The sequence below is a fragment of the Thermoanaerobaculia bacterium genome, from assembly GCA_035717485.1.
GTDB lineage: Bacteria > Acidobacteriota > Thermoanaerobaculia > UBA5066 > DATFVB01 > DATFVB01.
The window spans coordinates 1-25,414 of sequence record DASTIQ010000038.1 but is presented as its reverse complement, the minus strand read 5'-3'; the positions used below and the strand labels follow the sequence as shown (position 1 = coordinate 25,414).

The 25,414-nt window shown below is 69.3% G+C and carries 22 protein-coding genes; 11 read left to right on the top strand and 11 right to left on the bottom strand.

Annotation, left to right across the window (positions count from 1 at the left end):
* Window positions 1–1,076 (bottom strand): peptidase S10 (locus tag VFS34_01930; GenBank protein HET9793193.1); only part of this gene is annotated, 1,076 nt, incomplete at its 3' end.
* A gap of 150 nt (window positions 1,077–1,226) precedes the next feature.
* On the opposite strand from VFS34_01930, the gene VFS34_01925 reads away from it, so the two are divergent.
* Window positions 1,227–2,582 (top strand): putative Ig domain-containing protein, encoded by a 1,356-nt coding sequence (locus VFS34_01925; protein ID HET9793192.1) that lies wholly within the window; start codon window positions 1,227–1,229, stop codon window positions 2,580–2,582.
* 91 nt (window positions 2,583–2,673) lie between these two features.
* Here VFS34_01925 and VFS34_01920 read toward each other — a convergent pair whose 3' ends face one another.
* Window positions 2,674–6,570, bottom strand: a complete 3,897-nt coding sequence (locus VFS34_01920) for a DEAD/DEAH box helicase (protein ID HET9793191.1) — start codon at window positions 6,568–6,570, stop codon at window positions 2,674–2,676.
* A 246-nt stretch (window positions 6,571–6,816) separates the two neighbouring features.
* Between VFS34_01920 and VFS34_01915 the strand changes: the two genes are divergently transcribed.
* Window positions 6,817–7,761, top strand: coding sequence for an NmrA/HSCARG family protein (locus VFS34_01915; GenBank protein HET9793190.1), 945 nt, complete (start codon window positions 6,817–6,819; stop codon window positions 7,759–7,761).
* 5 nt (window positions 7,762–7,766) lie between these two features.
* Here the strand turns inward: VFS34_01915 and VFS34_01910 are convergent, their stop codons facing one another.
* Window positions 7,767–8,177: a helix-turn-helix domain-containing protein gene (locus VFS34_01910; GenBank protein HET9793189.1), complete on the bottom strand. Its 411-nt coding sequence runs from the start codon at window positions 8,175–8,177 to the stop codon at window positions 7,767–7,769.
* A gap of 99 nt (window positions 8,178–8,276) precedes the next feature.
* Between VFS34_01910 and VFS34_01905 the strand changes: the two genes are divergently transcribed.
* A complete protein-coding gene (locus tag VFS34_01905) occupies window positions 8,277–8,786 on the top strand; it encodes a DinB family protein (GenBank protein HET9793188.1) in 510 nt (169 codons plus the stop codon).
* Window positions 8,787–8,845: 59 nt separating this feature from the next.
* Here VFS34_01905 and VFS34_01900 read toward each other — a convergent pair whose 3' ends face one another.
* From VFS34_01900 to VFS34_01870, 7 genes are all read right to left on the bottom strand, one after another.
* Window positions 8,846–9,232, bottom strand: coding sequence for a DoxX family protein (locus tag VFS34_01900; protein HET9793187.1), 387 nt, complete (start codon window positions 9,230–9,232; stop codon window positions 8,846–8,848).
* Between the two features lies 1 nt (window position 9,233).
* Window positions 9,234–10,136 (bottom strand): DJ-1/PfpI family protein, encoded by a 903-nt coding sequence (locus VFS34_01895; protein HET9793186.1) that lies wholly within the window; start codon window positions 10,134–10,136, stop codon window positions 9,234–9,236.
* A gap of 111 nt (window positions 10,137–10,247) precedes the next feature.
* Complete coding sequence (locus VFS34_01890) at window positions 10,248–11,750, bottom strand: CoA-acylating methylmalonate-semialdehyde dehydrogenase (GenBank protein ID HET9793185.1); 1,503 nt, start codon at window positions 11,748–11,750, stop codon at window positions 10,248–10,250.
* A 13-nt stretch (window positions 11,751–11,763) separates the two neighbouring features.
* Window positions 11,764–13,911: a M3 family metallopeptidase gene (locus VFS34_01885; GenBank protein HET9793184.1), complete on the bottom strand. Its 2,148-nt coding sequence runs from the start codon at window positions 13,909–13,911 to the stop codon at window positions 11,764–11,766.
* A gap of 26 nt (window positions 13,912–13,937) precedes the next feature.
* Window positions 13,938–14,843 (bottom strand): DMT family transporter, encoded by a 906-nt coding sequence (locus VFS34_01880; GenBank protein HET9793183.1) that lies wholly within the window; start codon window positions 14,841–14,843, stop codon window positions 13,938–13,940.
* A 132-nt stretch (window positions 14,844–14,975) separates the two neighbouring features.
* Window positions 14,976–16,139, bottom strand: a complete 1,164-nt coding sequence (locus VFS34_01875) for a DUF2911 domain-containing protein (GenBank protein ID HET9793182.1) — start codon at window positions 16,137–16,139, stop codon at window positions 14,976–14,978.
* 83 nt (window positions 16,140–16,222) lie between these two features.
* Window positions 16,223–16,636: a hypothetical protein gene (locus tag VFS34_01870; GenBank protein ID HET9793181.1), complete on the bottom strand. Its 414-nt coding sequence runs from the start codon at window positions 16,634–16,636 to the stop codon at window positions 16,223–16,225.
* A gap of 66 nt (window positions 16,637–16,702) precedes the next feature.
* Between VFS34_01870 and VFS34_01865 the strand changes: the two genes are divergently transcribed.
* From VFS34_01865 to VFS34_01845, 5 genes are all read left to right on the top strand, one after another.
* A complete protein-coding gene (locus VFS34_01865; GenBank protein HET9793180.1) occupies window positions 16,703–17,044 on the top strand; it encodes a metalloregulator ArsR/SmtB family transcription factor in 342 nt (113 codons plus the stop codon).
* The gene (locus tag VFS34_01860) at window positions 17,041–17,817 is read left to right on the top strand and encodes an SRPBCC domain-containing protein (GenBank protein HET9793179.1); all 777 of its coding nucleotides are present in this window, start codon (window positions 17,041–17,043) and stop codon (window positions 17,815–17,817) included. Before VFS34_01865 ends, VFS34_01860 begins: the two co-directional genes overlap by 4 nt.
* 80 nt (window positions 17,818–17,897) lie before the next feature.
* Entirely contained in the window at window positions 17,898–18,524 is a 627-nt protein-coding gene (locus VFS34_01855) for a hypothetical protein (protein HET9793178.1), read from the top strand.
* 169 nt (window positions 18,525–18,693) lie between these two features.
* Window positions 18,694–21,369, top strand: a complete 2,676-nt coding sequence (locus tag VFS34_01850) for a TonB-dependent receptor (GenBank protein HET9793177.1) — start codon at window positions 18,694–18,696, stop codon at window positions 21,367–21,369.
* A 106-nt stretch (window positions 21,370–21,475) separates the two neighbouring features.
* Complete coding sequence (locus tag VFS34_01845; protein HET9793176.1) at window positions 21,476–22,351, top strand: hypothetical protein; 876 nt, start codon at window positions 21,476–21,478, stop codon at window positions 22,349–22,351.
* Window positions 22,352–22,411: 60 nt separating this feature from the next.
* Here the strand turns inward: VFS34_01845 and VFS34_01840 are convergent, their stop codons facing one another.
* Complete coding sequence (locus tag VFS34_01840) at window positions 22,412–22,873, bottom strand: DUF2059 domain-containing protein (GenBank protein HET9793175.1); 462 nt, start codon at window positions 22,871–22,873, stop codon at window positions 22,412–22,414.
* A 102-nt stretch (window positions 22,874–22,975) separates the two neighbouring features.
* On the opposite strand from VFS34_01840, the gene VFS34_01835 reads away from it, so the two are divergent.
* From VFS34_01835 to VFS34_01825, 3 genes are all read left to right on the top strand, one after another.
* The gene (locus tag VFS34_01835) at window positions 22,976–23,359 is read left to right on the top strand and encodes a hypothetical protein (GenBank protein ID HET9793174.1); all 384 of its coding nucleotides are present in this window, start codon (window positions 22,976–22,978) and stop codon (window positions 23,357–23,359) included.
* A 498-nt stretch (window positions 23,360–23,857) separates the two neighbouring features.
* Window positions 23,858–24,733: an ABC transporter ATP-binding protein gene (locus VFS34_01830; protein HET9793173.1), complete on the top strand. Its 876-nt coding sequence runs from the start codon at window positions 23,858–23,860 to the stop codon at window positions 24,731–24,733.
* Window positions 24,730–25,414, top strand: a 685-nt coding sequence (locus tag VFS34_01825) for a hypothetical protein (GenBank protein ID HET9793172.1), incomplete at its 3' end; no start/stop codon positions are given. The genes VFS34_01830 and VFS34_01825, both read left to right, overlap by 4 nt.

Below are 25,414 nucleotides of genomic sequence, written 5' to 3'. Positions count from 1 at the left end.
CCGACCGTCCGGCGCTCGCCGCGGAGGAGCTCCTTCTCGAACCGGCTCGGATCGATCCGGAGGTTCGCGTTCCGGAGGAACGCCTCGGAAAGGCCGGTGAACCGGTGGAGCTTCGCGACGACGGCGGCGCGCTCCGGCTCGGCGAGGCGGCTCCCCTTCGCGAGCGCCTGCGCGTACTCGCCGAGCGCGAACGCCCGGACCTCGTCGAGGAACGGCGCGAGGTCGGCGGGCGCCCCCTCGACCTTCTTGTGGTACCACGCCGTCGCCGCCATCGTCGGGAGATAGAGCTCGTACGGAAGATCGCTCGCGAAAGGCGGGCCCGTGAAGTCGTCCCAGGCGTTCAGATACGACGAGACGAAGATCGCGCCGTTGAACGCCATTCCTTTGCGCTCGAGATCGGCGAGGAGCGCCGCGCCGCGCGTCGTTCCGTACGACTCCCCGAGAAGATACCGGGGAGAATTCCAGCGGCCGTTGGCGCCGACCCAGCGCTCGATGAACTGCGCGAAGGCCTCCACGTCCGCGTCGGTGCCGTAGAAGTTCTTCGGCTCCCCTTTTCCGACGATCCGCGAAAAGCCGGTCCCGACCGCGTCGATGAAGACGAGATCCGTCCGGTCGAGGAGGCTCCGCGTGTTCTCGACGATCCGGTAGGGAGGAGGAGCCGTCGGCTCCGCTTCGGCCGTCTCGACGCGGACCGGCCCGAACGAGCCCATGTGCAGCCATAGGCTCGACGAGCCCGGTCCGCCGTTGAAGGCGAACGTCACCGGCCGCGCTTTGGCGTCCGGCCCCTCGCCGGTGTAGGCGACCGAGAACATCCGCGCGATCGTCTCCCCCTTCGCGTCCTTCAGATCGATGGTCGCGGCGGTCGCCGTGTACGGAATCGCCCGGCCGCCGAGCGTGATCCGATGATGGGTGATCGCCGGTTTCGGCGCGGGAGGTATCGGGGGAGGAGGCGTTTCCTTTCCGGCAGCGACCGCGGGAGGGGTCGCCTCGGGCGCGGCCGGCTGGGCGGAGACGGCCGAAGCGAGAAGGACGCCGGCCAGCGCGGCGGCGCCGGGGCGCAAATGCCGGAGGATCATGGTCGAGCTCCTTTCGGTCGAACGGATCATACGTGTCCCCGGCTTCGAGGTTCTCGGCCCTTCTCCCGCCAAACTCATGGCGGGATTAAGAACGGCCGCACCCCCCTCGCCGAGAGATACCGTCGCAGCGGAACAAAGGGAGCGAAAACGATGAACAAGAAAATCAGCTTTCTCCTCGGAGCGGGGGTCCTGGCGGCCGCGATGACCGGCTGGGGCGCGACCGCGAACGTCAACGTATCGAACGACACCTTCACCGACACGACCAGCGGCAGCCCGACGACGACGATCCACGAAGGAGACGTCGTCCACTGGCACTGGTCGAACAGCAACCACTCGACCACGTCCGGGACGTGTTCGGGGGGCGGGGGCGCCTACGGCTCGCCGAGCTGCACGCCCAACGGCCAGTGGGATTCGGGCATTCAATCCTCGGGGTTCGATTTCTCGCACACCTTTTCCACGGCGGGTTCCTTCGCGTATTTCTGCCTGAACCACGGGACGATGGGGATGACCGGCACGATCGTCGTCCAGTCGACCGTGCCCAGCTGCGGCACGATCACCCTCTCTCCGTCGAGCGTTCCCGCGGGCGTCCAGGGTTCGGCCTACGAGACGCCGCTCGGCGCGAGCGGCGGCGCGAGCCCCTACACGTTCACGCTCGCGTCGGGATCGCTTCCCCCGGGCATCCAGCTCGACGACTCGGGCGAGCTCCACGGCACGCCGACGGCGACGGGCGCCTTTTCGTTCACCGTGACGGCGACCGATGCCTCGCACTGCACCGGCACGCAGGCGTATTCGATCTCCGTCTCCCCCGACAGCCCGGCCGGCGAGTCGATCGTGATTCCGGCCGTCGGCTCGCTCGCGGGCGCGCTCGGGAGCCATTTCAAGACGCAGGTCCAGCTCACGAACCCCGGCACGTCGACGATCGCCGGGGAGATCGTCTACCACGCGGGGAACGCGTCGGCCGGTTCCGGCGACCCGACCATTCCCTACACGCTCGGCTCGTGGCAGACCGTCAACTTCGACGACGTGCTCACCGCGATGGGACTCACCGGGCTGGGCAGCGCCGACGTGGTTCCGACGTCCGGGCCGGCGCCGGTGGCGACCGTCCGGATCTTCAACGACGACGGCGCGAACGGAACGGCGGGATTCACCGAGCCGGTCTTCCGCGCCCGGGACTTTCTCTCCGCGGGCGACACGGCCGTCATCGTCCTGCCGGCGGACCCGACGAACTTCCGGTTCAACCTCGGCGTCCGCACGCTCGGAGAGGGCGCGTCGGTGACGTTCACCATCTGGGACGAATCGGGGGCGCTCCTGAACACCGTCTCGCAGCAGTACCTGCCCAGCTTCTTCGCCCAGACGAAGGCGACCGGATTCCTCGGAGTCTCGAGTCTTCCGCCCAACGGGTCGATCGGGATCACCGTCACGCACGGGAACGCGATCTTCTTCGGCTCGACGGTGGACAACCGCGGTTCCCAGGACACGAGCACGCAGTTCACGCGTCACGACTGAGCTCGGGTCCCGTCTCTTTCCTCGAAGCCGGCGCCGCCCCGCGGCGCCGGCTCTTTTTTTCGACGCTCCCGGCGGCGGCCCCGCGAGGAGCTCAGGCGACGCGGACGCGGCCGGCGGCCGTCGACGCGACGCGCGCGTCGGGGGTCAGGATGCCGCGGAAATTCAGCGGGTCGGAGCTCGAGACGGTGACGGGCTCGCCGTCGCTCCCCCTCCGCCGGACCTCCCGGAGCAGCGGGATCGCGTCGGGAAGGGCGTACTGCTCGCCGTCGAACCCGGCGACGAAGCGGCCGCCGCGAACGATCCCGCGCATCTCGAGCCGGCGGCAGGCGCGGGCGATCTCGCGCCAGGGAACGGGCTGCTTCTCGCGCGCGAGCGTGCGGCGGAAGACGACCCCCGTCCGCTTCAGGAGGCGCATCGCCACGAACTCCGCCGCGTCGGCATCGATCTCCGCGGGGCGTCGCTCGATCGCGCTCCACCGCCCCGCGGCGGCGAGCGAGGTGCGCCTTCGCCAGCCGGGGACGATGAGCGCGCGGAGCGCATGGAACGAATCCGCGGTCGCCCGCCCCCGCCCGACGAGCTCGGACAGGGCGTCTTCGGCGGCGGGCGCGGAAAGCCCCGTCTCCCGCAGGAGATCGGGGAAGAACGACGCGCCGCGCCGGACGAGCGCATCGAGAACCGCCCGCGCTTCCTCCGACGTCGCCCCTTCGGCGGCGGGCGCCGGGAGAGACAGCCAGCGGTCGAGATCTTCCCGCAGCACGAGCGCCACCGGCATCGATCGGATCGGTCCCGTCCCCGTTCCCCAGAGCCTCGCCCACGCCGCTTCTCCGGAGAGCGTCAGCTGATCCAGCCACTCCCGCCGGTAACCGCGGACGCGCACGGGGAGAACGGCGGCTTCCCACGCGGCCGCGGCGAGCTCGAACCCGGAGAGCTGCGCGACGGCTTCGGCGACTCCGCGCGGCCCGTCGAGGCGGTGCGCGGGATCGGCATGCTGCCAGCATCCGAGGAACCGGAGGAAGTCGGCTGCCGACACGGGCTCGATCTCGCGGCGGAGCCGGTCGACCGTGGAGCGATGGATCCGGGCGAGCAACCGCCGGTCGCACCACGCCGGGCGCCCGGCGATGCGCGTCCGGAGCACGACGCCCTCCGCTTCGAGCTCCGGGAGGAGCGGATCGTCGCTCTCGACGGGCCCGAGGGCCTCCAGGCGTCCCCGCAGCATCGCTTTCGGATCGCGCGTCGATTCCGCCGCGAACCAGCGGCCGTCCTCCCGAACCGCGCGGCCGGCCGAGCGGAGCTCCGCCAGCCACTCTTCCCACCCCGCCGCCTCGGCGTCGGTGATCCAGCCGATCCAGAGGAGCGCCTCGTGCGCCTCCTCCGCGTCGGCGGGACGCGGCCACGCCTCCTCCCGGACGCGCGCGATCGCGTCGGGGTCGAGGTCGCCGAGCTCGTCGATCGTCCGGACGTCGGCGAAGCGGCGCGAGATCACCGCCTGCGTGCGCCGCTCCTCGAGCGGCGCGTCGTCGAGAAAAGCGTACGGCTGGGCCGCGAGGATCCCGCGGGCGAACGGCGAAGGCTCGGCGGCATCGACGGCGACCCGCTCGATCGAGCCGTCGCGGAGGCCGCGCAGGACCTCGAGGAATCCCTCCACGTCCATCGCCTCGGTCAGGCAGTCCTCGATCGTCTGCGCGACGATCGGGTGGTCCATCGGGACGGGGATGTCGCCGGGCGGCCGGGTCTCGTTGCAGGCGAGGACCTGCGGGAAGGCGGCCGCGAGCAGGTCGTTGGCGCGCATCCGCAGGAGCGGCGCCGGAACCTTCTTTCCGCCTCGGGAGCGCTCGAGGAGGAGCGCGCGCTGCGCGTTCCACCTCCAGCGGGTCTCGAACAGCGGCGAGGCGAGAAGCGCCTGCACGAGGACGCCGCGCGCGGTCGCCGGATGGAGGTAGTCGAAGACGCCGGCGAGCGGAAAGCTGTGCTGCGGACCGAGCGAAAGGACGATCGCCTCTTCGTTGGCCGCCGCCTGCAGCTCGAAGCCGAAGCCGACGCAGAAACGTTTCCGCAGCGCGAGTCCCCAGGCGCGGTTGATCCGCGACCCGAACGGCGCGTGGACCACGAGCTGCATCCCGCCGCTCTCGTCGAAGAAGCGCTCGAGGACGACGCGTTCGGGCGTCGGGACCGCGCCGAGCGCCCGTCGCCCCGCTTCCACGTATTCGGCGATCTGCCCGGCGGCGGCCTCGCCGAGGCCCGTTCCGCATTCGGCGAGGAGACGCAGGGCTCCGTCGTCGCCGGCGGAGGCGGCCGCCTCCCGCACGGCGCCGATCTCGGCGGCGAGCTCCCGCGTGCGGCCCGGCGCTTCGCCGAGCCAGAACGGGATCGACGGCGGCTGCCCCTTCGCGTCGGCGACCCGCACGACGCCCGGCTCGACCCGCAGCACCCGCCAGGAGGCGTTCCCGAGCTGGAAGATGTCACCGCCGTTGGATTCGACCGCCCAGTCCTCGTTGACCGTTCCGACGAGGAGCCCGTCCGGCTCGAGACGCACCTGGTAATCGGCGGTGTCGGGAATCGCCCCGCCGGACAGGACCGCCGCGAGCCTCGCGCGGCGCGGGGCGAGAAGGCGGCCGCCGACGCCGTCCCGGTGGAGGAGGGCCCGTCTTCCCTGCGCGTGCAGCGCGACGACGCGATCGAAGTCCTCCCTCGAGAGGTTCCGGTACGGCCACGCGCGGCGCAGGAGCGCGAAGAGCGCGCTCTCGTCCCAGTCTTCGGCGACGCACGACGAGACGATCTGCTGGGCGAGGATGTCGAGCGGAGCGGGGGGCACGGGCGTGCGATCGAGCCTCCCCTCCCGGATCGCCCGCAACAGCGCCGCGCCTTCGACGGCCTCGTCGACGGTCAGCGGGAACAGCCGTCCCTTCGGGATCTTCCGGAGGGCGTGGCCGGAACGCCCGACGCGCTGCAGGAACGTCGCGATCGAGCGCGTCGCCCCGACCTGGATCGCGAGGTCGACGTCGCCGACGTCGATCCCGAGCTCGAGGGAGGCCGTCGCGACGAGGGCGCGGAGCCTGCCGTGCTTCAACCGTTCTTCCGCGTCGAGCCGGCGCTCGCGGGAGAGGCTTCCGTGGTGGCTCGTGACGGCGTCGGCGCCGAGCCGTTTCGTGAGCTCCCCGGCGATCCGCTCCGCCATCTTCCGCGTGTTCACGAAGACGAGAGTCGTGCGGTGGGCCGCGACGAGCTCCGCCACGCGCGCGTAGATCTCCTCCCACTGCTCGTGCGAGCAGACCGTCGAAAGCGGAGAGGGCGGCACCTCGACGGCGAGGTCGAGCTCGCGGAAGGTTCCCGCGTCGACGAGGGTGCATTCCCGCCCGTCGCCGGCCAGGAAGCGCGCGACCTCCTCCAGCGGCTTCTGGGTCGCGGAGAGGCCGATGCGCTGGAGCGGGCGGCCCGCCAGCCGTTCGAGCCGCTCGAGCGAGAGCGCGAGATGGCTCCCCCGCTTGTCGCGGGCGAGCGCGTGGATCTCGTCGACGATGACGGTCCGGACCCCGCGGAGCGTGGCGCGCCCTCCGGCGCTCGTCAGCATCAGGTAGAGCGACTCGGGGGTCGTCACGAGGATGTGCGGAGGCCGGCGCGCGATCGCCGCGCGCGCCCCGGACGACGTGTCTCCCGTGCGGACGAGCACCCGGATCTCCGGGATCGAGCCGTCCCGGGCGCGGATCTCGGCGAGCGGCCCCTCGAGATTCTTCTTCACGTCGTTGGAGAGCGCGCGCAGGGGCGACACGTAGACGATGCGCGCCTCGTCCGGGAGAGCCGGCAGCCGGGCGAGCGCGTCGATCGCCGAAAGGAACGCGGCGAGCGTCTTTCCCGATCCGGTGGGGGCGGCGATCAGCGTGTTGCGGCCGGCGCGGATCGCCGGCCAGCCGTCCCTCTGCGGCGGAGTGGGCTCTCCGAAGCTTTCCTCGAACCACGATCGGACCGCGGGATGGAAGCCGGAGAGCGCCACGAGACGCGTATCTTACCGCGGCCGTTCCGCGCGTTTTCGCTCGGAAGGGCTTGAGCGCCCCCGGTCCCCGTAATACGGTTGATCTTCCCCGCTTCGGCTCGCCCGGAGACGCGGCGCGGCTCTTCCCGGACGAAAGGGCCGATTCCGTCCAGGCCGGATTCGAAGGAAGGGGAACCGGCTTCCGTTTCGGCCGTACGGCGACGGAAGTCTTCGGGAAACGCCTCGGAATCGCATAAGGAGGACTCGATGCCGGAAAAGAAGATCATCGCAGTCATCGGCGCAACGGGAGCGCAGGGCGGGGGTCTGGCGCGCGCGATCGCGGCGGACCACTCGGGGACGTTCGCCGGTCGGGCGATCACGCGGAAGCCCGACTCCGAGAAAGGCAAGGCGCTCGCCGCCCTCGGCCTCGAGGTCGTCGCGGCGGACCTGGACGATCCGAAGAGCCTCGAGCGGGCGTTCGCCGGCGCGCACGGAGTCTACGGCGTGACGAACTTCTGGGAACACCTCTCGCCCGAAAAAGAGCTCGCGCAGGCCGGGGCGATCGCGCGCGCCGCGAAATCGGCCGGCGTCGCCCACGTGATCTGGTCGACGCTCGAGGACACCCGGCTCCGCGTGCCCCTCTCCGACCCGCGGGTCCCGACGCTCAGGGAGAAGTACAAGGTCCCGCACTTCGACGCGAAGGGGGAAGCGGACCGGTTCTTCTCCGGCGTTCCGACGACGTTCCTCCTCGCGGCTTTCTACTGGGACAACTTCATCTATTTCGGGGCGGGCCCGCGACGCATGCCGGACGGGAGCGTCGTCCTCGCGCTTCCGCTCGGCGGCGGAAAGCTCCCCGGCATCGCCGCGGAGGACATCGGACGGTGCGCCCTGGGCATCTTCCGCCGCGGGAGCGAGATGATCGGCCGCCGCGTCGGAATCGCCGGAGAAATCCTTTCGGGCGCCGAGATGGCGGCGGCGTTCTCCCGCGCGCTCGGACAGACGGTGAACTTCTTCGACATGCCGTTCGACCAGTACCGGGCCCTCGGCTTCCCCGGCGCGGACGACATGGGGAACATGTTTCAGTTCCAGGCGATCTTCAACGACGAGTTCTGCCGGAGCCGCGACGTCGCGCTCTCGCGGGCGCTCGATCCGGAGCTCCAGAGCTTCGCGCAGTGGCTCGACCGGAACGCGGGGAAAATCGCGATCGGATAGGCCCGTCAGGCCCCGGATTCGTGCGCGAGCCTCCGCTCGATGCGATCGAGCGTTCCCGGCGGCGCCGTGCCGACGGCGGGAAGATGGCGCTTCGCCCAGAGGATGATCTCGCGCATCATCGGGAAGAGGTCGCGCCCGCGGGCGGTCAGACGGTACTCGTATCGCGGCGGCCGCTTCTGGTAGGCGGCTTTCCGGACGATCCCCGCCTCCTCGAGCCGGCGCAGCCGGTCGGCGAGGATGTTCGTCGGAATCCCCTCGGGAGACGAAGCGAATTCTCCGAACCGATGCTTCTCGAACATCATGAGATCCCGCACGACGAGGAGCGTCCACCGGTCGCCGAGGAGATCGAGGGTGTTGGCGATCGGGCAGGGCGACCGCATTCCCGCCGGGCACCCTGCCGCCTTCTTTTTCTTCACCAGCCGCATTCTCGCGCGCTCACTTGCATACTGCAAGCGACGTCGCTAGAGTGACTCCTGTCACTTGCATTTCGCAAGCGACGTGACCCGGAGGATCCGATGTCGAATCCCGCTCCCGCCTTCGCCGCCGAGCTCGACGCCGAATCGGCCGCGACCCGCCGTCTCCTCGAGCGCGTTCCCGCCGACAAGCTCTCGTGGAAGCCCCATCCGAAGTCGATGTCTCTCGGACAGCTGGCGTTCCACGTCGCCCGGATCCCCGGCCAGATGGCGCAGATGGCCCGCAAGGACGGGCAGGACGTCTCGGGAGCGGGCGAAGCGCCGTCGCCCGCGAGCGCGTCGGAGATCCTTCCGACCCTCGAGGCCGGCCTCGCCGACGCGAAGGCGTTCCTCGCCGGCCTCGACGAAAGTGCGGCTCGGACGACCTGGCGGCTGACGGCGGGGAATCGCGAGATCTTCGCCATCCCGCGCATCGGGATGATCCGCTCCATGATGCTCAACCACTGGTACCACCACCGCGGACAGCTGACGGTGTACCTCCGGATGCTCGACGTTCCGCTTCCGATCGTCTACGGGCGGAGTGCGGACGAGAACGGATTCGCGCGCGCCTGAGCGGCCGCGCGAACGCCGGGCCGCCGTCGAGGGCGTGCCGGTCCGAAACGTTTCGCGCGTCAACCGGCGGCGGGACGACTCCGCCGCCCGAGCGAGAACGCTCCCGGTCCGAAGGCCGCGACCATGAGGAGACCTCCCATCATTCCGAGGTTCTTCTGGAACGACGTGGACAGGAAGGAATGGAAAACCAGGGTCACCGGGATCAGGTAGAGGAACGCGGCCGCCGCGGCCGCTCGGGCGCGGAATCCCGTCACCAGCGAAATCCAGGTGACGAGCTCGACCGCCAGAGCGGCGGCGAGGGCGATCGAGGGGAGAGGGAGATGATGGGCGCGGACGTATTCGACGTTTCCCTGCCAGCTTCCGATCTTCGCGATCGAGCTCGTGAAGAAGAGGACGGAGAGGAGCACGCGGGCGCCGAGCGCGAGAACGTCCCGTCCGCGGCCCACGTCAATTTCCTTCGCCGAGCCAGCGCGCCGGGTCCCGGTCGAAGAGCGCCTTGTGATCCGCGCTGCAGAACAGGTACGTCTTCCCTCCGTGGACGGACCTCGGAGCGCTCGCCGGGTCGACGTCCATGTCGCAGACGACGCACAGGGGATGGGCGTCGGTCGAGGTGCGCTGGACGGCGTACGCGGCGTTGGCGTCCGCGTGCATCCATCCTTCGCCCTGGTATTCCATCTGCCAGGCCGTCGCTTTCGCGACCTCGCGTCCGAAGTATCTCTCGACGACGTGGAGCGCGAGGTCGATGCCGGAAGAAAGCCCGCCCGCCGTCGCGACGTTTCCCGAATCGACCCATCGCGCCCCGCGCACGAGCCGGACGTCGGCGAAGTCCATCGCGAACCGCTTGAAAGAAGAATGGTGCGTCGTCGCGCTCTTTCCGGCGAGAAGGCCGGTCTTCGCGAGCAGGAACGCCCCCGTGCAGACCGACATCGTCATGTCCGCCGTCTTCGCGGCCTTGCGGATCCACGCGATCGCCGCCGGGGTGTGCCCCCCCTGCGCCGGGATCACGATCACCCGGGGCGCCGGAGCGTCGGCGAACGTGTGATCCGGAACGATCTTCATGCCGGCGCTCGCGTGGATCGGCTTCGACGTCTCGGCGACGGTGTACAGCGAAAACCCTTCGGAGCCCGGAGCGGCCGCGTCCTGGAAGACCTCCCACGGCCCGCAGAAATCGATCACGACGGCGCCGTCGGACACGAGGAACGCCACGGGAATCGGCCCCCGGCCGGGCGCCAGCGGCGGATAGCTCTTTTCGGATTTCGGCCCGGAACCCGCCGCCGCCAACGCGGAGGACGGGATGGCGGCAAGGATGCCCAGCGCGGCGCTTCGCTCGAGGAACTCTCTTCTTTTCATCGATTCCCTCCCGTCGACCCGATCTCCGGAAGGAGATCTCTTGTCGACATTCTACAAGAGGTACGAAGTCGGGCGCGGAAGGTTTCGGCGGCGGGACGGGTCGCCGGGGCGCTAGGGCCACCTCGACATGACGACTTTCTTGTCCGTGTAGAACTCGAAAGCGTCGCGGCCGTGGACCTTGAGGTCGCCGAAGAAGCTGTCGCGGGCGCCGCCGAACGGGAAATAGGCCATCGGGGCCGCCACCCCGACGTTGACGCCCACCATCGAGGAGGGCGCCCGGTGGGCGAACTCCCGGGCGGCCTTGCCGGAGGACGTGAAGATCGACGCGGCGTTGGCGTTCGGGTGCGAGCGCATCGCCTCGAGCGCTCCCGCGAGGTCGGGCACGGCGCAGATCGAAGCCACGGGTCCGAAGATCTCGTCGCGCGCGATCGTCATCCCCGGGTCGACGGCGTCGAAGACCGTCGGGCCGAGGAAAAATCCCGGGCCGCCGGAAGCCACGAGATCGCGGCCGTCGAGCGCGAGGCGGGCCCCTTCCGCGACGCCCTTTTCGATGTACCCCACGACCCGCTCGCGGTGCCGGCCGCTCACGAGGGGGCCCATCCGGGTCGCCGGGTCCATGCCATCGCCGACGCGGAGGCTCCGGGCCGACCGGACCAGGCGTTCCCGCACCTCGCCGTGGGCCGGCCCGACGGGGACGAGGACGCTCCCGGCGAGACATCGCTCGCCGGCACAGCCGTAGAACGACTCGGTGATCGCGGGGATCGCCGTCTCGAGATCGGCGTCGGGCATGACGACGACGTAGTTCTTGGCGCCTCCGAGCGCCTGCACCCGCTTGCCGGCGCGCGTCGCCCGCTCGTACACCGCGCGCGCCACGGGCGTCGACCCGACGAACGACAGCGCGCGGATTCCCGGGTGATCGCAGATGGCCTCGACGGTCTCCCGGCCCCCGTGCACGAGGTTCACCACGCCGGGCGGAAGGTCGCATTCTTCGAGGAGTTCGAAGACGCGGGTCATCGTCAGCGGAACCTGCTCGGAAGGCTTCAGCACGAAGGTGTTCCCGCAGACGACCGCGAACGGCAGGAACCAGAGCGGCACCATGACGGGGAAGTTGAAGGGCGCGATCGCGGCGCAGACCCCGATCGGCTGCCGGAAGGCCGTGCAGTCGAGCCCGGACGCGACGTTCTCGAGGCTCTGTCCCATCAGCATCGCCGGCGCCCCGCACGCCGCCTCCACGCACTCGAGGGCGCGCTTGACGCTCCCCCGCGACTCGTCCAGCGTCTTGCCATGCTCGGTCGTCACCAGTCGCGCGAGCTCCTCGGCGCGCTCTTCGAGCCGGAGGCGCAGCCGGAACATCGCTCTCGCGCGGACGGCGGGGGGCGTTTCGCTCCAGCCGGCGAACGCCCGCGCGGCGGCCGCGACCGCGTCGTCCACGTCGCCGCGGGTGGACAGCGGGGCCCGGGCGATGACGGTTCCCCGCGCCGGATCGTGGACGTCGACCGTCTCTCCTCCGGCCGACGGAACCCAGCGGCCGCCGACGAAGTTCGGAAGGACTCCCGCGCGCCGCCCGCCCTCCGATTCGGCGGACGGGTCGGCGGCGGGCGGTCGGGACGTCAACGGAATCTCCTCGCTAGGGGTGCGGCGGAGGCATCTTCGCGGCCGGCGCCTCCACGAGTCCCCTCTCTTCGAGGAGCGGCTCGACGACGGGATCCCGTCCCCGGAACGAGCGGAAAATCTCGGCGACGTCGGCGGTCCCTTCGCGGGACAGCACCAGCTTCCGGAACCGGTCCCCGTTCTCGCGCGTCATTCCGCCGTGCTCCTTGAACCAGTAGTAGAAGTCGTCGTCGAGCAGCTCGCTCCAGAGATACGCGTAGTACCCGGCCGAATAGCCGCCGTCCCAGATGTGCGAGAAATACGTCGTGCGGTATCGCGGCGGGACCTGCGGCACCGCGACGTGATACCGCTCGAGCGCCTCCTTCTCGAACGCATCGGCGTTCTGGAGCGGCGCGCCGGGGGGGAGCGTGTGCCACGCGAAATCGAGGAGCGCCGCCTCCAGGTATTCGGTGGTGATGTACCCCATGTTGAACGTCTTGGTCTTCCGGATCTTCTCGACGAGGGGCTCCGGGATCGGCGCGCCCGTCTTGTAGTGGTGCGCGTAATGGGCGAGCACGGTCGGCTCGAAGGCCCAGTGCTCGTTGAACTGCGACGGCATCTCGACCCAGTCGCGCGGCGTCGCGCCGAGCGTCGGGTATTTGATGTTCGAGAACATCCCGTGGAGGGCGTGCCCGAATTCGTGAAAGGCCGCGCTCACGTCGGTCGGCGACAGCAGCGCCGGCTCTCCGGGCGCCGGCTTCGGGAAATTCAGGACGTTGACGATCACCGGACGGGTCCCGAGGAGAGAGGTCTGATCGACGAAGCTGTCGTCCCACGCACCTCCGCTCTTGTTCGCGCGCTGGAAGTAGTCGCCGTAGAAGAGCGCGAGCGACTTCCCGTCGGCGTCGAAGACTTCCCAGACGCGCACGTCCGGGTTGTAGACGGGAAGGTCCTTGCGCTCCTTGAACGTCAGGCCGTACATCTGGTGCGCGGCGAAGAAGACGCCGTCCTCGATCACGCGGTTCAGCTCGAAGTACGGCTTCACCTGCGCCACGTCGATGTCGTAGTCGGCCTTGCGCACCTTCTCGGCATAGAGCTCCCAGTCGGCGGCGGAGACCTTGAACCCGCCCTTCTCCGCGTCGACGATCTGCTGCATGCGGGCGGCCTCGCGCTCCGCCTTGCCCGTGGCCGCGGGCACCATGTCGGTCATGAGCTTCAGCGCGTGCTCGGGCGTCTTCGCCATGCGGTCGTCGAGAACGTAGGCGGCGTGCGTCGGGAAGCCGAGGAGCTTCGCGCGGTCGGCGCGGAGCTGCGCGAGCCTCTCGACGATCGCCTTCGTGTCGTTGGCGTCCGCGCGGTCGCAGCGATTCTCCGAAGCCTCGAGGATCCGCTGCCGGAGCCCGCGGTTCGTGAGATTCGCGAGGACCGGCTGCTGCGTCGTGTTCTGGAGGTCGATGACCCACTTGCCCGGCATTCCCCGATCCTTCGCGCGGCTGGCGGCCGAGGCGATCTCCGTCTCCGGCATTCCCGCGAGCTCGGCGCGGTCCGACACGACGATCGAAGCCCCCTTCGTTCCGGCGAGCAGGCGCTCCTCGAATTCCGTCGTGAGCTTCGCCTCTTCCTGGTTCCACTCCTTCAGCTTCGCCTGGTCCGCCGCGGGAAGGTCCGCTCCCGCCCGGACGAACGTCTTGTCATAGCGGTCGAGGAGATACCGGCTCTCCGGGTCGAGCCCGAGCGCGTCGCGCTTCTCGTACAGCGCCTTGACCCGCGCCCAGAGCTTCGGGTTCAGGAAGATCGCGTCCTGGTGGGCGGCGAGCTTCGGCGCTTCCTCGGCGCGGACTTTCGTCATCGCGTCGTCGATGTTCGACTGCGTGAGATTGAAGAAGACCTTGGCGACGCGCGTGAGGAGCTCGCCCGAGCGCTCCATCGCCACGAGGGTGTTCTCGAACGTCGGCGGCGCCGGATCGTCGGCGATGGCGTCGATTTCCGCGATCTGCCGCTTCATCCCCTCTTCGAGAGCCGGGGCGTAGTCGGAGTCCTTGATCCTGTCGAAGGGGGGCGTTTGATATTGCAGCGGACTGGGCGAAAAGAACGGGTTGGTTTCGGGCGCGGCGGGCGCGGTGGCGGCGGCGGCCGCCGCGGAAGCCGCGGTCGCGATCAGGAACAGGCGGAAATCCAGACGCATCTTCGAACCTCCGGAGCAACTCTACGTCAGGACGCGGGTCTTTCGGCAGTCCCGGGACGTCCGTCCCGCGACGCGGCGGGGGTTCGCCCTCCCCTCCCGGCGACCGCCAGCGCGACGCCTCCGAGGATCGCCGCGGAGGCGAACAGGAGCCGGGCCGTCATCCGCTCGCCGAGAAAGACGACGCCTCCCGCCGCCGCGAGCGCGGGAACCGCGAGCTGCACGGTCGCCGCGGTGGTCGCGGCGAGCCGCGGAAGGGCGGCATACCAGATCGCGTAGCCCGCGCCCGATGCGGCCGCGCCCGAGAGAGCGGCCAGGGCGAGACCCCGCGCGGAGGCGTGCGCCGACGAGAGGGTCGCCGCGCTCGCGGCGGCGGCGAACAGGACGGCCCGCGCGAAATTCCCGGCCGTGTCCGAAATCGGATCCTCCGAGCGGCGCCCCCGCAGGGAGTAGACGCCCCAGGCGATCCCCGCGAGCGTCATCAGCGCGGCGCCGGCTGCCGGCGGGGCGGAAAGTCCCGGCCGCACGAGCCAGCCGAGGCCGAAGAGCGCGACGGCGACGCCCGCCCAGCCGGAGAGACGGAGACGCTCCCCCCGAACGACTCCCGTCGAGATCATCGTCGCCTGGACCGCGACGAACAAAAGGAGCGCTCCCGTCCCCGCCGAGAGCGTCCGATAGGCGAAGGAAAAGGGCACCGCATAGGCGGCGAGAGCGGCGGCCGATCGCCAGCTCCCGCGCGCCCCGGGCCGCCCCCGGCGAGGAGCCGCGAGGAGCGCGAGAAGGCCCGCCCCGGCGGCGAGGCGGACGGTCGCGTAGCTCGCGGCGTCGATCGCCGCCGCTCCGAGCGCGAGGCGGCAGAGGATCGAGTTCGCGGCGAACGCGCAGAGCGCGGCGAGCGTCAGGAGGGCCGTTCGAAGACGGCCGGGCGCGGACATGGCAGTCGGTCTCTCGAGGATGATATCGGGAAGGGAACGGCCGCTCGCGCCCCGTTCAGGCGCGGAGGATTTCAACCTCCGCGCCGGCGTTCGCGGTGCGTCCCGCGACAGTGGGATCCTGGGGCCCGCCGGTCACGACTCCGACTTCAGCTTCTCCAGAGCCTGCTTCATGCGCGGAACGCTCCCCTTCTGGGAGGGCGGAACGTTGGCGAGCGCCGCCTCCCAGTTCGCCATCGCGTTCTTGCGGTCGCCGAGCGCCGTGTACGCGCGGGCGAGGCCCAGGACGGTCCAGAACTTTTCGTCCGGATGTCGCTCCTGATTCAGCCGGAAGACCTCGAGCGCCGCCTCGTTCTTCCCCGCGGCGAGCCGGCGTGAACCGTAGATGTAGATCTCGAAGGCGGAGGTCCCGGGCAACGCGAGGGCTTTCTCCATCAGCGCGTCGGCCTCGCCGCTTCGTCCCATCGCCTCGAGGACGGATGCTTTCGTCTCCAGCGTCGAGAAGTCCTCGCGGCCGACGGTCGCGCCGCGAAAGGGCTCGTGGATCGCCCGGTCCGCCCAGACGAGCGCCTCGTCGAGATCGATCTTGTGGTCGGCGCAGAACTGCGCGGCCGTCTGCCAGTTCTGATAGTTGAATCCGGGCCATTCTTCGAGCTCCCGCCGCATGCGATCGACATACCGCTCGTACACGTTCGGCACTTCGATCCTCATCGGCACGCGCTTCTTCTCCCACTGGAGGTACGCGGTCGCGGAGTCGATCTTCCGGTCGTCGAAACCGTAGGTCAGATATTCCGTGTACGGGGCATCCTGCGGGGCGACCGGCACGCGCAGGGCATCGTTCTTCGGGTCGTACTGATAGCTCCCCCAGCCGCGGTGCGTCGAGAAGATCCACGTCCAGGGTCCTTTCTCCGCGAGCTCCAGGAAGAGGGCGTACGTTCCCGCCTTGATCTCCTTTCCCCCGACCCGCACGTCGTCGGAAAACGAGATCGTCGTGCTTTCGTTGGCGCCCGCCCGCCAGGGCGTCGCCGTCGACGGACCGAAGCCCTCGTCGAAAAGGCCGAAGGGAACGAGCTCTCCCCAGATGTGGCCGGCGCGGTCGCTTCCGCGGCCGTGCACGTTCGGGCTGCCATAGGCGATCGAGACCTTGACCGGGCCGATCCACTGCGCGACTTCCGATCGCTGGCTGATTCCGTTGCCGCCCGGCGGCAGCGAGAGCTCGGAGAGCTCCTGCCCCGAAACCGGACGGAGCGCGAGCGCGAGGACCGCGGCCGGGAGGAAAGTTCGAAGGGCGTGTCTCATGCGTTCTCCTCGCGGGCCACGGTAGAGACGCGCGCTTCCGCCGGCTATCGCGATATTGCCCGCCCGTCGAGCGCCGAAGAGGATCACTTCTTCGGCGATGGGGCGGGCGGCTCCGCCACCAGGTCCATCGCATCGATTTCGATCCCCGGTCTTCCCCCGCGCTTTTCGACGAGCGCATTCAGCCTGTCCCAGAGCGCCTTGATCTCCGGGTGCTTCGTCGCGACGTCGTCCGGGTCGTCCGCGTCCCGCCAGGTGAGGACCTCGATCACGACCGGTTTTCCTCCGTCCTCTTTCCCCGACAGAATGACGTGAGGCTCCGCGAGCACGATGCCGGCGCGGCGCCCCGCCGGATAGTGCTGGACGAGAACGCCGAGCAGCTCGTCGAGCTTTCCGGGCTGCACGTGATAGCTCACGTGGACCGTTTCCGGCGCGGCCGCCGCGAAACGCGCCGAAGCCAGGATCGCCGCCCCGAGAATCGTTCTGGAAATCCCTCTCATGGTTCCCCTCTCTTTCCGCGCCCGAAGGCGCTTGACAATGATTCAGTATATACTAAAATAATATTCGTGAGCGCGAATCTCGCCCTCGTCGCCGCCCCCCGCCGCCGGGAGATCCTGCGGCTCGTGTGGGACCGGGAGCGCGGGGCGGGAGAGATCGCGGCCGCCATGCCGGACGTGACGTTCGGCGCCGTCTCGCAGCATCTGGCCCTCCTCTCCCGCGCCGGTCTCGTCCAGTGCCGGCGCGAAGGGCGGCGGCGCTACTACGCCGCCCGGAAAGGCGAGCTCGAGCCGCTGCGGGAATGGCTCGAATCTTCGTGGGACGACGCGCTCGCGCGCTTGAAGACGAAAGCGGAGATCGAGGCGGCCCGGCGCGGTCCGCGTCAGGGCCGTCGAAGGAGGAAGAAGTGACGGAGAAGACGGGATTCATCATCGACCGCACGATCTCGGTACGCGCCCCGCGCGAGACGGTTTTCCGTTACTTCACCGACTCCGCCCGGTTCGCGGCGTGGTGGGGCGACGGCTCGGAGATCGATGCGCGCCCGGGCGGATCGGTCCGGATCCGCTATCCCGGCGGCGTCGTCGCGAGCGGCGAGGTCGTCGAGATCGATCCGCCGGAGCGAGTCGTCTTCACGTACGGATACGAACGCGAAGAAAGTCCGATCCCGCCCGGCGGATCGCGCGTGACGATCCGGCTCGAAGATTCCCCCGCCGGGACCTCGGTCCACTTGCGCCACGAGTCGACGGACGCCCCGGCCTCGGTCGGCGCCGAGCACGTGCAGGGGTGGCGGTACCAGATGGCGCTCTTCGCCAACATCGTTTCGCGCGAGGCGCAGGCGCAGGCCGCGGAGCGGATCGACGCCTTCTTCGGCGCATGGAACCAGGCGGACGAGGAGGAAAGACGGCGGCTTCTCGCGGGGGCGGCGACCGACGACGTCGAATTCCACGACGCGTTCAGCTGCACGGCCGGACGGGAGGACCTCGTCGCGCACCTCGCCGCGGTGCAGCGCTTCATGCCCGGGATGACGGTCGCGCGAGACGGGGAAGTCAAGGAGTGTCAGGGAGTCGCGATCGCTCCGTGGACCGCTCGGGCCGCGGACGGAAGCGTGCGCGGCCAGGGAACGAACGTCTTCGACTTCGCCAAGGACGGGCGGATCCGGAGGGCGACCGGGTTCTGGAGCTGAACGGAGCGTTCGTCGGGGCCTCGGGAGAACTCGGCGGCTCACCGCTCGTATAGGACGGTAGAACCGCCGAGGAGGCGCCCGTGACAGATTTCATCCGGCGATGCGGACGCTCGCTCGAAGCCGGGGGCATCCTGCTGATCCTGATCAACGTTCTGTTCACACCGCTGATGATTTCGCGGCGGGGGGCCGGCCCGCCGGAGGCGACCGCGCTTTTCCTCGCACGGCAATCGACCTCGGCCGTCGCCGCGCTCCTCCTGATCTTCGGATGTCTCGGAATCCACCTCGTCCAGCGGGAGGTCTACGGCAGGCTCGGCGCCGGCGCTTTTCTGGCCGCCTTCGTCGGCGGCTGCCTCCTGTTCGCGGTGGAGTGGGGGAACGTCTTCCTCGTCCAACCGGTCGCGAGAATCGCCCCGGCCGCGTTCGCCGCCGTCGACAAGGACACGTTCTCGAACCTCGGATTCGCCTCGGCCGCCGGCCTCTTCGCTCTCGGGTGGCTCGCCCTGTCGCTGACGACATGGCGTTTCGGGAATCTCTCCCGTCCCGCGGCGATCGCGACCTTCGTCGGGATCCTTTCGATCCCGATTCTCCAGGCGCTCTTCAAGACGCCCGGGGCCATCCTCGGCAACGCGATCTTCGGCGCGGGACTGACGGCCCTCGGCCGAGCGACGGCGGGTCGGGACGCCTCTCAAAAAGCCGTTCCCCGTTAGGCCCGCGCGAGGGGCGCCCGGCGCGCCGACGCAACGGACATGGCCGCGGAGGTCCGCCGGACCCGCGAATGGTGAAGGCCACGCGCCAGGTCCGTGTTGACATAAATATTCCTCGGCCGTATAACCCGCGCCAGATCGCCCCCGGAAAAATGGAAGAGAGGAGGCTGGCATGCTCAAGCCCCGGACAGCTTTCCTGGTGGTCGGCGTGTTCCTCATGGCAACGGTCTCATCCCCGGTATCGGCCCAACCCGCCAGCGGAACGATCTCGGGAACCGTGCGGGTCGTCAACGGCGAACCGGTCACCGGTGCGACGGTCGCGGTCACGAACCAGCAGACCGGAGTGGCGAAGGTCGTCACGTCGGGCGCCGACGGCCTCTACACGGCCTCCGACCTCCCGGCCGGCCTCTACACCGTTTCGGCCGACGTGCAGGGATTCCGCGCGCAGATCGTGCGGAACCAGCGGGTGGAGGCGGGATCCACCCATACCGTCAACATCGCCCTCCAGGTCAAGTTCTCGGAGGCCGTCACCGTCACGGCGATGAAGCGCGAGGAGACGGTCTTCACGACGCCCGTCTCCGTCGCGGCGCCGACCGAACAGGATCTCCGCGACCGCGGCGCGCAGAGCATCGAGGACGTCGCCATCAACGTCCCCAACTTCTCCGTGCAGAACCTCGGACCCGGGCAGAGCACGGTCGCGATCCGCGGCATTTCGTCCGGCCAGATCGCCCGCGATCAGCCGGGGGTGAAAGAGGAAGTGGGCTCGTACCTCGACGAGTCGGTCATCTCGATGTCGCTCTTCACGCCCGACATGGATCTCTTCGACATGAACCGGGTCGAGGTCCTCCGCGGACCCCAGGGAACCCTCTTCGGAGCCGGGTCGCTGGGCGGCACCGTGCGCTACATCAGCAACCAGCCGATCCTCGGATTGAGCAGCGTCTTCGGCGAGGTCGGCGGCGAGACCGTCTACACCGGCGGCATGGGGGGCGACTTCAAGGTCGGATTCAACGCCCCGGTCTCCAGCAAGGCGGCCCTCCGGGTGACGAGCTACTACGACCGGCTGCCGGGATGGATCGACGCCGTTCAGCCGTTCGGCTCGCAGCATCCCGGAGAATTCGGGCTGAAGAAGGACGTCAACTCGGGAGACCGGACGGGCCTCCGCGCGGCGCTCGCGCTCGTTCCGATCGACAACCTGACGATCACGCCGCGCTTCGTGTACCAGAAGGTCGGCGCCGACGGGTGGAACCGCGTCGACGAGTTCAACATCCTCGCGAACCCGTATACGACCACCCGTCCGGCGGTCACGCTGGGCGGCGAGAAGCAGTTCACCCAGATCGACGAGCCGTACACGGACAAGTTCCAGCTCGGCGATCTCGACGTCAAGTACGACTTCGGTCCCGCTCAGCTGACGTCGGTCACCTCCTTCACCAGCCGGGACGTCCTGGTCGTCCGCGACGCCGGCGCTCTCACGTCGAGCATCACGGGGGGATCGATCGGTCTCCCCGAGTCGGTCTACACGCTGAACGCCCCGTTGAACGACCGCACGACGGCGCACGCCTGGACCCAGGAGCTGCGCCTTTCGGGCGGGACGGACAAGGACCGTCTGCAGTGGGTCGTCGGCGGGTTCTACGCCGACAGCAAGCGTCATTACGGCCAGCACCTCGTCGTCAGCGGGTTCGAGGACCTGACGAGCGCGCTCGGCATCAACATTCCGACGCAGGGCGTCTACGCGCCGAAGGACAACCTGTTCTGGTCCGATCTGAACTACGACCTCAAGCAGTACGCGTTCTTCGGAGAAGGGACGTTCGCGATCACGAACAAGTTCAGCGTGACCGCCGGTCTGCGCTACTACCACTTCAAAGAGGACAAGGGACAGATTTTCGACGGCATCTTCGGCTCGAATTCCGACGGCACTCCGCAGATCCAGCCGGGGACGGCCAAGGCCGACGGCGTCGCCCCCCGCTTCATCGCGAGCTACAAGGTCAACGACAACCTGACGTTCAACGCGCAGGCGGCCCGCGGATTCCGGCTCGGCGGCGTCAACGACCCGTTGAACGTCAACCTCTGCACCGCGCAGGACCTCGTGACGTTCTCCGGACGCGACACCTGGAAGGACGAGACCGCCTGGAACTACGAGATCGGCGCGAAGTCCCGGTTCATGGGAGGAAAGGGCTCCCTCAACGCGTCGGTGTACTACGAGGACGTCAAGGACCTCCAGGTGACGGTCACCGCCGGATCGTGCTCGTCCCGTCTCATCTTCAACGTGCCGAAGTCGCGAAGCGTCGGCGGCGAGCTCGAGCTCTCGCTCGCGCCCACCGATCACTTCGACTTCTCGATCTCGGGCGGCTACAACGACTCGCAGGTCCGCTCCACCATCTCCGGCACCGAGGAGCTCGTGGCCTCCACGGGCATCCGGTCCGGCAATCGGCTCCCGAGCGTCCCGAAGTTCCAGGCCGCGGTCTCGGCGACCTACACGCAGCCGATCTGCCCGACGTACGACGGGTACCTCAACGGCACGTATCAGCACATCGGATCGCGGTACACGCAGCTCGCCGATCAGGAGTCGGGAGTGGGAACGGTGAACATCGGCTCCTACGGCGCGAACTCCATCGGCGGACCGCTGACCCAGAACACCTTCACCTTCGACCCTCTGATGCCCGCCTACGATCTCGTGAATCTGCGTCTCGGCATCCGGCACGGCATCTGGGACCTCGCGTTCTACGTCAACAATCTGACCAACGAGAACGCGGAGCTCGCCCTCGACCGCGAGCGCGGTCTTCTGGCCCGGGTCGGCTTCCTGACCAACCAGCCCCGGACGTTCGGCGTCAACACCCGCGTGGACTTCTGACCTCCGCCTGAAGTGCTCGCCCGGTCCCGGCGCCGCGCCGGGACCGGGCTTCGAGTTTCCCCCTCCCCTTCCCGGAACCTCCCGGCCGACCGAGCGTCGAACGTCCATGAAGCGACTCACCGGCCGTCTCCGGCGTGTCTTTCTCGGCGGCGCCGTTCTCGCCTCGTCCTGGGGGTGTCGAACCACGGCGACCTCCCGGGAACCGGCCACGATCCCCCTCGAGCCGTATCTCAGGGCCCAGGCCGTCGTCCATGCGGAGTTCAACGGAATCGCCGGCACGTTCCTCTTCGACACCGGGGAGGGCGTCACTTCCTTCTCGCCGGCATTCGCCGCGAGGATCGGCTGCCAGCCGTGGGGGCGCCTCACCGGCTTTCGGATGAGCGGCGAGCGGCTGAACAATGCTCATTGCGACGACGTACCGGTCTCGATCGCCGGAATCGCCCTTCGCGCACCCGTCGTGAGCACGGTCGACATCATGAAATTCCTCGGGCCCGGCGTGCCGCCCGTCGACGGCGCGATCGGCCTCGATCTCTTCGCCGGCCGAATGATCACGATCGTCCCGCGAACGGCCGTGATCCTCGAGACGCGGGAAAGCCTCGCCCGCAGGATCGCGCGCGCGCGCGAGCTGCCGGTCCGGCTCGTCCGCGACGCCGAGGGTGCCGCGCTCGCCGTCGACGCCGCCGTTCCGACGCCGCGGGGCGTCGCCTGGATGGAGCTCGACGGCGGAAACGGCGGGTCGATCGTCGTGGCGAACCACATCGCCCCGCTGCTCGGCCTGGCGGAGGACCTCTCGACGCCCGTTCCCGGATCGTTCCGTCTCGCCAACGGCATCGAGGTCGCGGGGACGATCCGGACGCGCGACCTCGTGATGGACGGGAACATCGGCGCCCAATTCCTGAATTCCTGGATCCTGACCCTCGACCTCGAACGCGGACGGGCGTGGCTCGCACCGGCGGAGGATTCGCCGAAGCCCCGTCCCTGAGGCCGCCGGCTCGGGGAAGGCGCGGCGTCCGCCGCGGGTGGAGTTACGAAATCCGCGGGACTACGCGCTGGTCTTGTAGCCGTTCTTTCTCAGCCGCTCGAGGGCCTTCTCGGCCAGATCCTGGCCCCACTTCTTCCCCGCCTCCATCGACTCCGTCAGGATCGCGGGCATCTCCTGGAGCATCTTCCTCCCGAGCGGCGAGTCGTAGAAGTCGAGCAGCCCCTGGAGCTCCGCGTCGTCGTAATGCTTCTCGTAGATCGGAACGATCAGGGCCTCGAAGTCGTCGGCTTTGATTTCGCTGCGGAATTCGTCCCAGAACGCGGCCGGGACGTCGGGCAGCGCCTTGCGGAAGCCGCCGAGCATCTGGTCGATCATCTGGAGGGCCAGCTTGGCCGATCCCGTCACCCGGAGCAGCTCATGGATCTTCGCTTCCTTCGCGGAGAGCGCCGGCTTCGGGGCGTCCTGGGCGGCGAGCGGAATCGCGGCGAGGAACAGGGACAGGAAGAGGACCTTCGTTTTCAACGATCCCTCCTTGTTTGGCCCATCTTACGCGCAACAACCCGGGCGGACCGGAACCGTCGAGCAGAAGGACGAAGAGGCGGCACGACTATCATTCGTATCCGGATGTCGTACGTTCTGACGGGGACGACGGAGGACGGATACCTTCACTTCACGGTGATCGGAGAGAACTCTCCCGACACGGTCGCCGGCTACATGGAGGAAGTTCGCGCCGCCCACGCGCGGGATCCGCTTCCCGGAATTCTGATCGAGGAAAACCTGGCCGGCGAAGGACTGGCCGTTTCCGAAATCTTCTCTCTCGTCGCCGAAGGGGCGAGCCAAAGCTGGTCCGGGTTGCGCGCGATGGCCTTCGTCGACGCCAATCCCCGGCACGACCCGGCCAGCATGCGGTTCGCGGAAAACGTCGCGGTCAACCGCGGCGTGAACGTCCGCGTCTTCCGCGAGGCCGCGGCCGCGCGGGCCTGGCTCACCCGGATCCTCGCGGAATAAAGGCGAGGCGCGCCGTCCTCGATCGCCCGGCAGAAGGGCTTCGCAGGAACTCCGCCATCTCCGCCAGGCCCTCTTCCGGGTGCCCCACCCGGACGTGGCCGCCGGACGAAAATCCCGCGAACCGGCCATTCGACCCACCCCGCCGCGGTCGGCGCGGGAACGATCGAGCGCGTCCAGGAACCGCCGCGAGCGATCGACCGCGACCGGGCCGGCGCTCCCGACGATCCCGGCGAGATCGAGGGTCGCATATCCGGGCCGCATCCGAGATCCCCTCCGGCCCGCGCGATGTCGGCGCGCCGCCAGGCATCGGGCGTCCGCGGACGCCACACGCCGTGCTGCAAAGCCCAGACGCCAGAGATCGTCTCATGCCCGGAGAGGTTAGCCGACTCGCTCACTCCTTCGCCGGTTCGAATGCGAAGTCCGCGGGCGGCGGTTCTCGGCTCCTCCCTAGCCGGAAACTTCGTCCGCATCCTTGCGTTTAGAAGGGAAGGAGCCGCCATGCTCGAGATCCGGTCGCTTTCCAAGACGTACCCGGGCGCGTCGGCGCCAGCACTGATCGATTTCTCGCTTTCGGTCGGCGAGGGAGTACTCGGCCTCCTCGGCCCGAACGGCGCGGGAAAGACGACTCTCATGAGCATCCTCGCGACCGTGACGAAACCGTCAGGCGGCGCGTTCTTCTGGCGGGGCCTGAGCGGCGTCGAGTCGCCTCTCTCGGTCCGGCGCGAACTCGGCTTCCTGCCGCAGGATTTCGGCGTCTACGAGCGCCTGACCGCCCGGGAGTTCCTGACCTACCTCGGACGTCTGAAGGGGCTTTCCGGATCGGACCTCTCCCGGAGGATCGCCTCCATGCTCGAGCTCGTCAATCTCCACCACGCCGCCGACCGACGGCTCGGGAGCTTCTCCGGGGGGATGCGCCAGCGGGTGGGAATCGCCCAGGCGCTCCTCGGCGATCCGAAGCTCCTCATCGTCGACGAACCGACGGTCGGGCTCGATCCGGAGGAGCGTGTCCGCTTCCGGAACCTCCTCTCCGAAATCGCGCTGGGTCGCGTCGTGCTCCTCTCGACACACATCGTCTCGGATGTCGAGGCGATCGCCTCGACGATCGCGGTGATTCGGGCCGGCCACCTCGTTCTCCATGCCGCGCCCGAAGAGCTGATGCGACGCGCCGCCGGGCGGGTCTTCCGCGCCGACGTGGCGTCCGAGGACCTTGCCCGCGTCCAGCGCGAGATCGCCGTCTCGGGACTCGCGCGCCGTGCGGGGGGCGTTTCCGTGCGCTACGTCGCCGAGGAGGCGATCCTCCCGCAGAGCGAGCCGGTCGAGCCGACGCTCGAGGACGCCTATCTCCTGACCGGCGGCGAGGCGCGCGCCGTATGAACGCCACCGCCGTCCTGACTCAGGCGGGCGCCGAGGTGCGGATGCGCCTGCGCTCCGGCGCGACGCTCGCGGCCCTTGTCGCGATCGCGGCGGGAACCTGGTTCTGGCTCCCCTCCTCACGCGGGCGCGCAGTCTCGATCTCCTGGCAGACCGCGTCGGGAACGGTCGTCGCGCCGCTCTACACGGCGGGCTCGGTCGGCGTTTCGGTGGCCGTCTTCGCTGGAATCTTTCTCACGCTCGGGGGCTTCTACCTCGTGGCCGGAAGCGTGCGGCGGGACCGGGAGAGGGGGGTCGGGGCGATCCTCGCTGCGACTCCGCTATCGAACGAGGCGTATCTCCTCGGCAAGTTCGCGGCGAACCTCGCGTACCTCGCGGTGCTCGCGTTGATAATGCTCGGCATCGGGGTCATGCGCTTTGCGCTCGAAGGCTCGGGCGGGTTTCGCCCCGTCGCCTTCGCCGCTCCGGTCCTGCTCCTGGCGGGTCCCGCGCTCGTCTTCGTCGCCGCCGGGACGGTCTTCTTCGACGTCGCACCCGTTCTCCGCGACCGGTGGGGGCTGGTGGCCTGGTTCTTCGTCGTTTTCCTGGTGACGGCCCTGCCCTCGATCCCGGAACACTCGGCGAGCGGGCGTCCTCCCACCGGATCCGTGCCCGCCTTCGATCCGACAGGCGTCGCGACGCTCG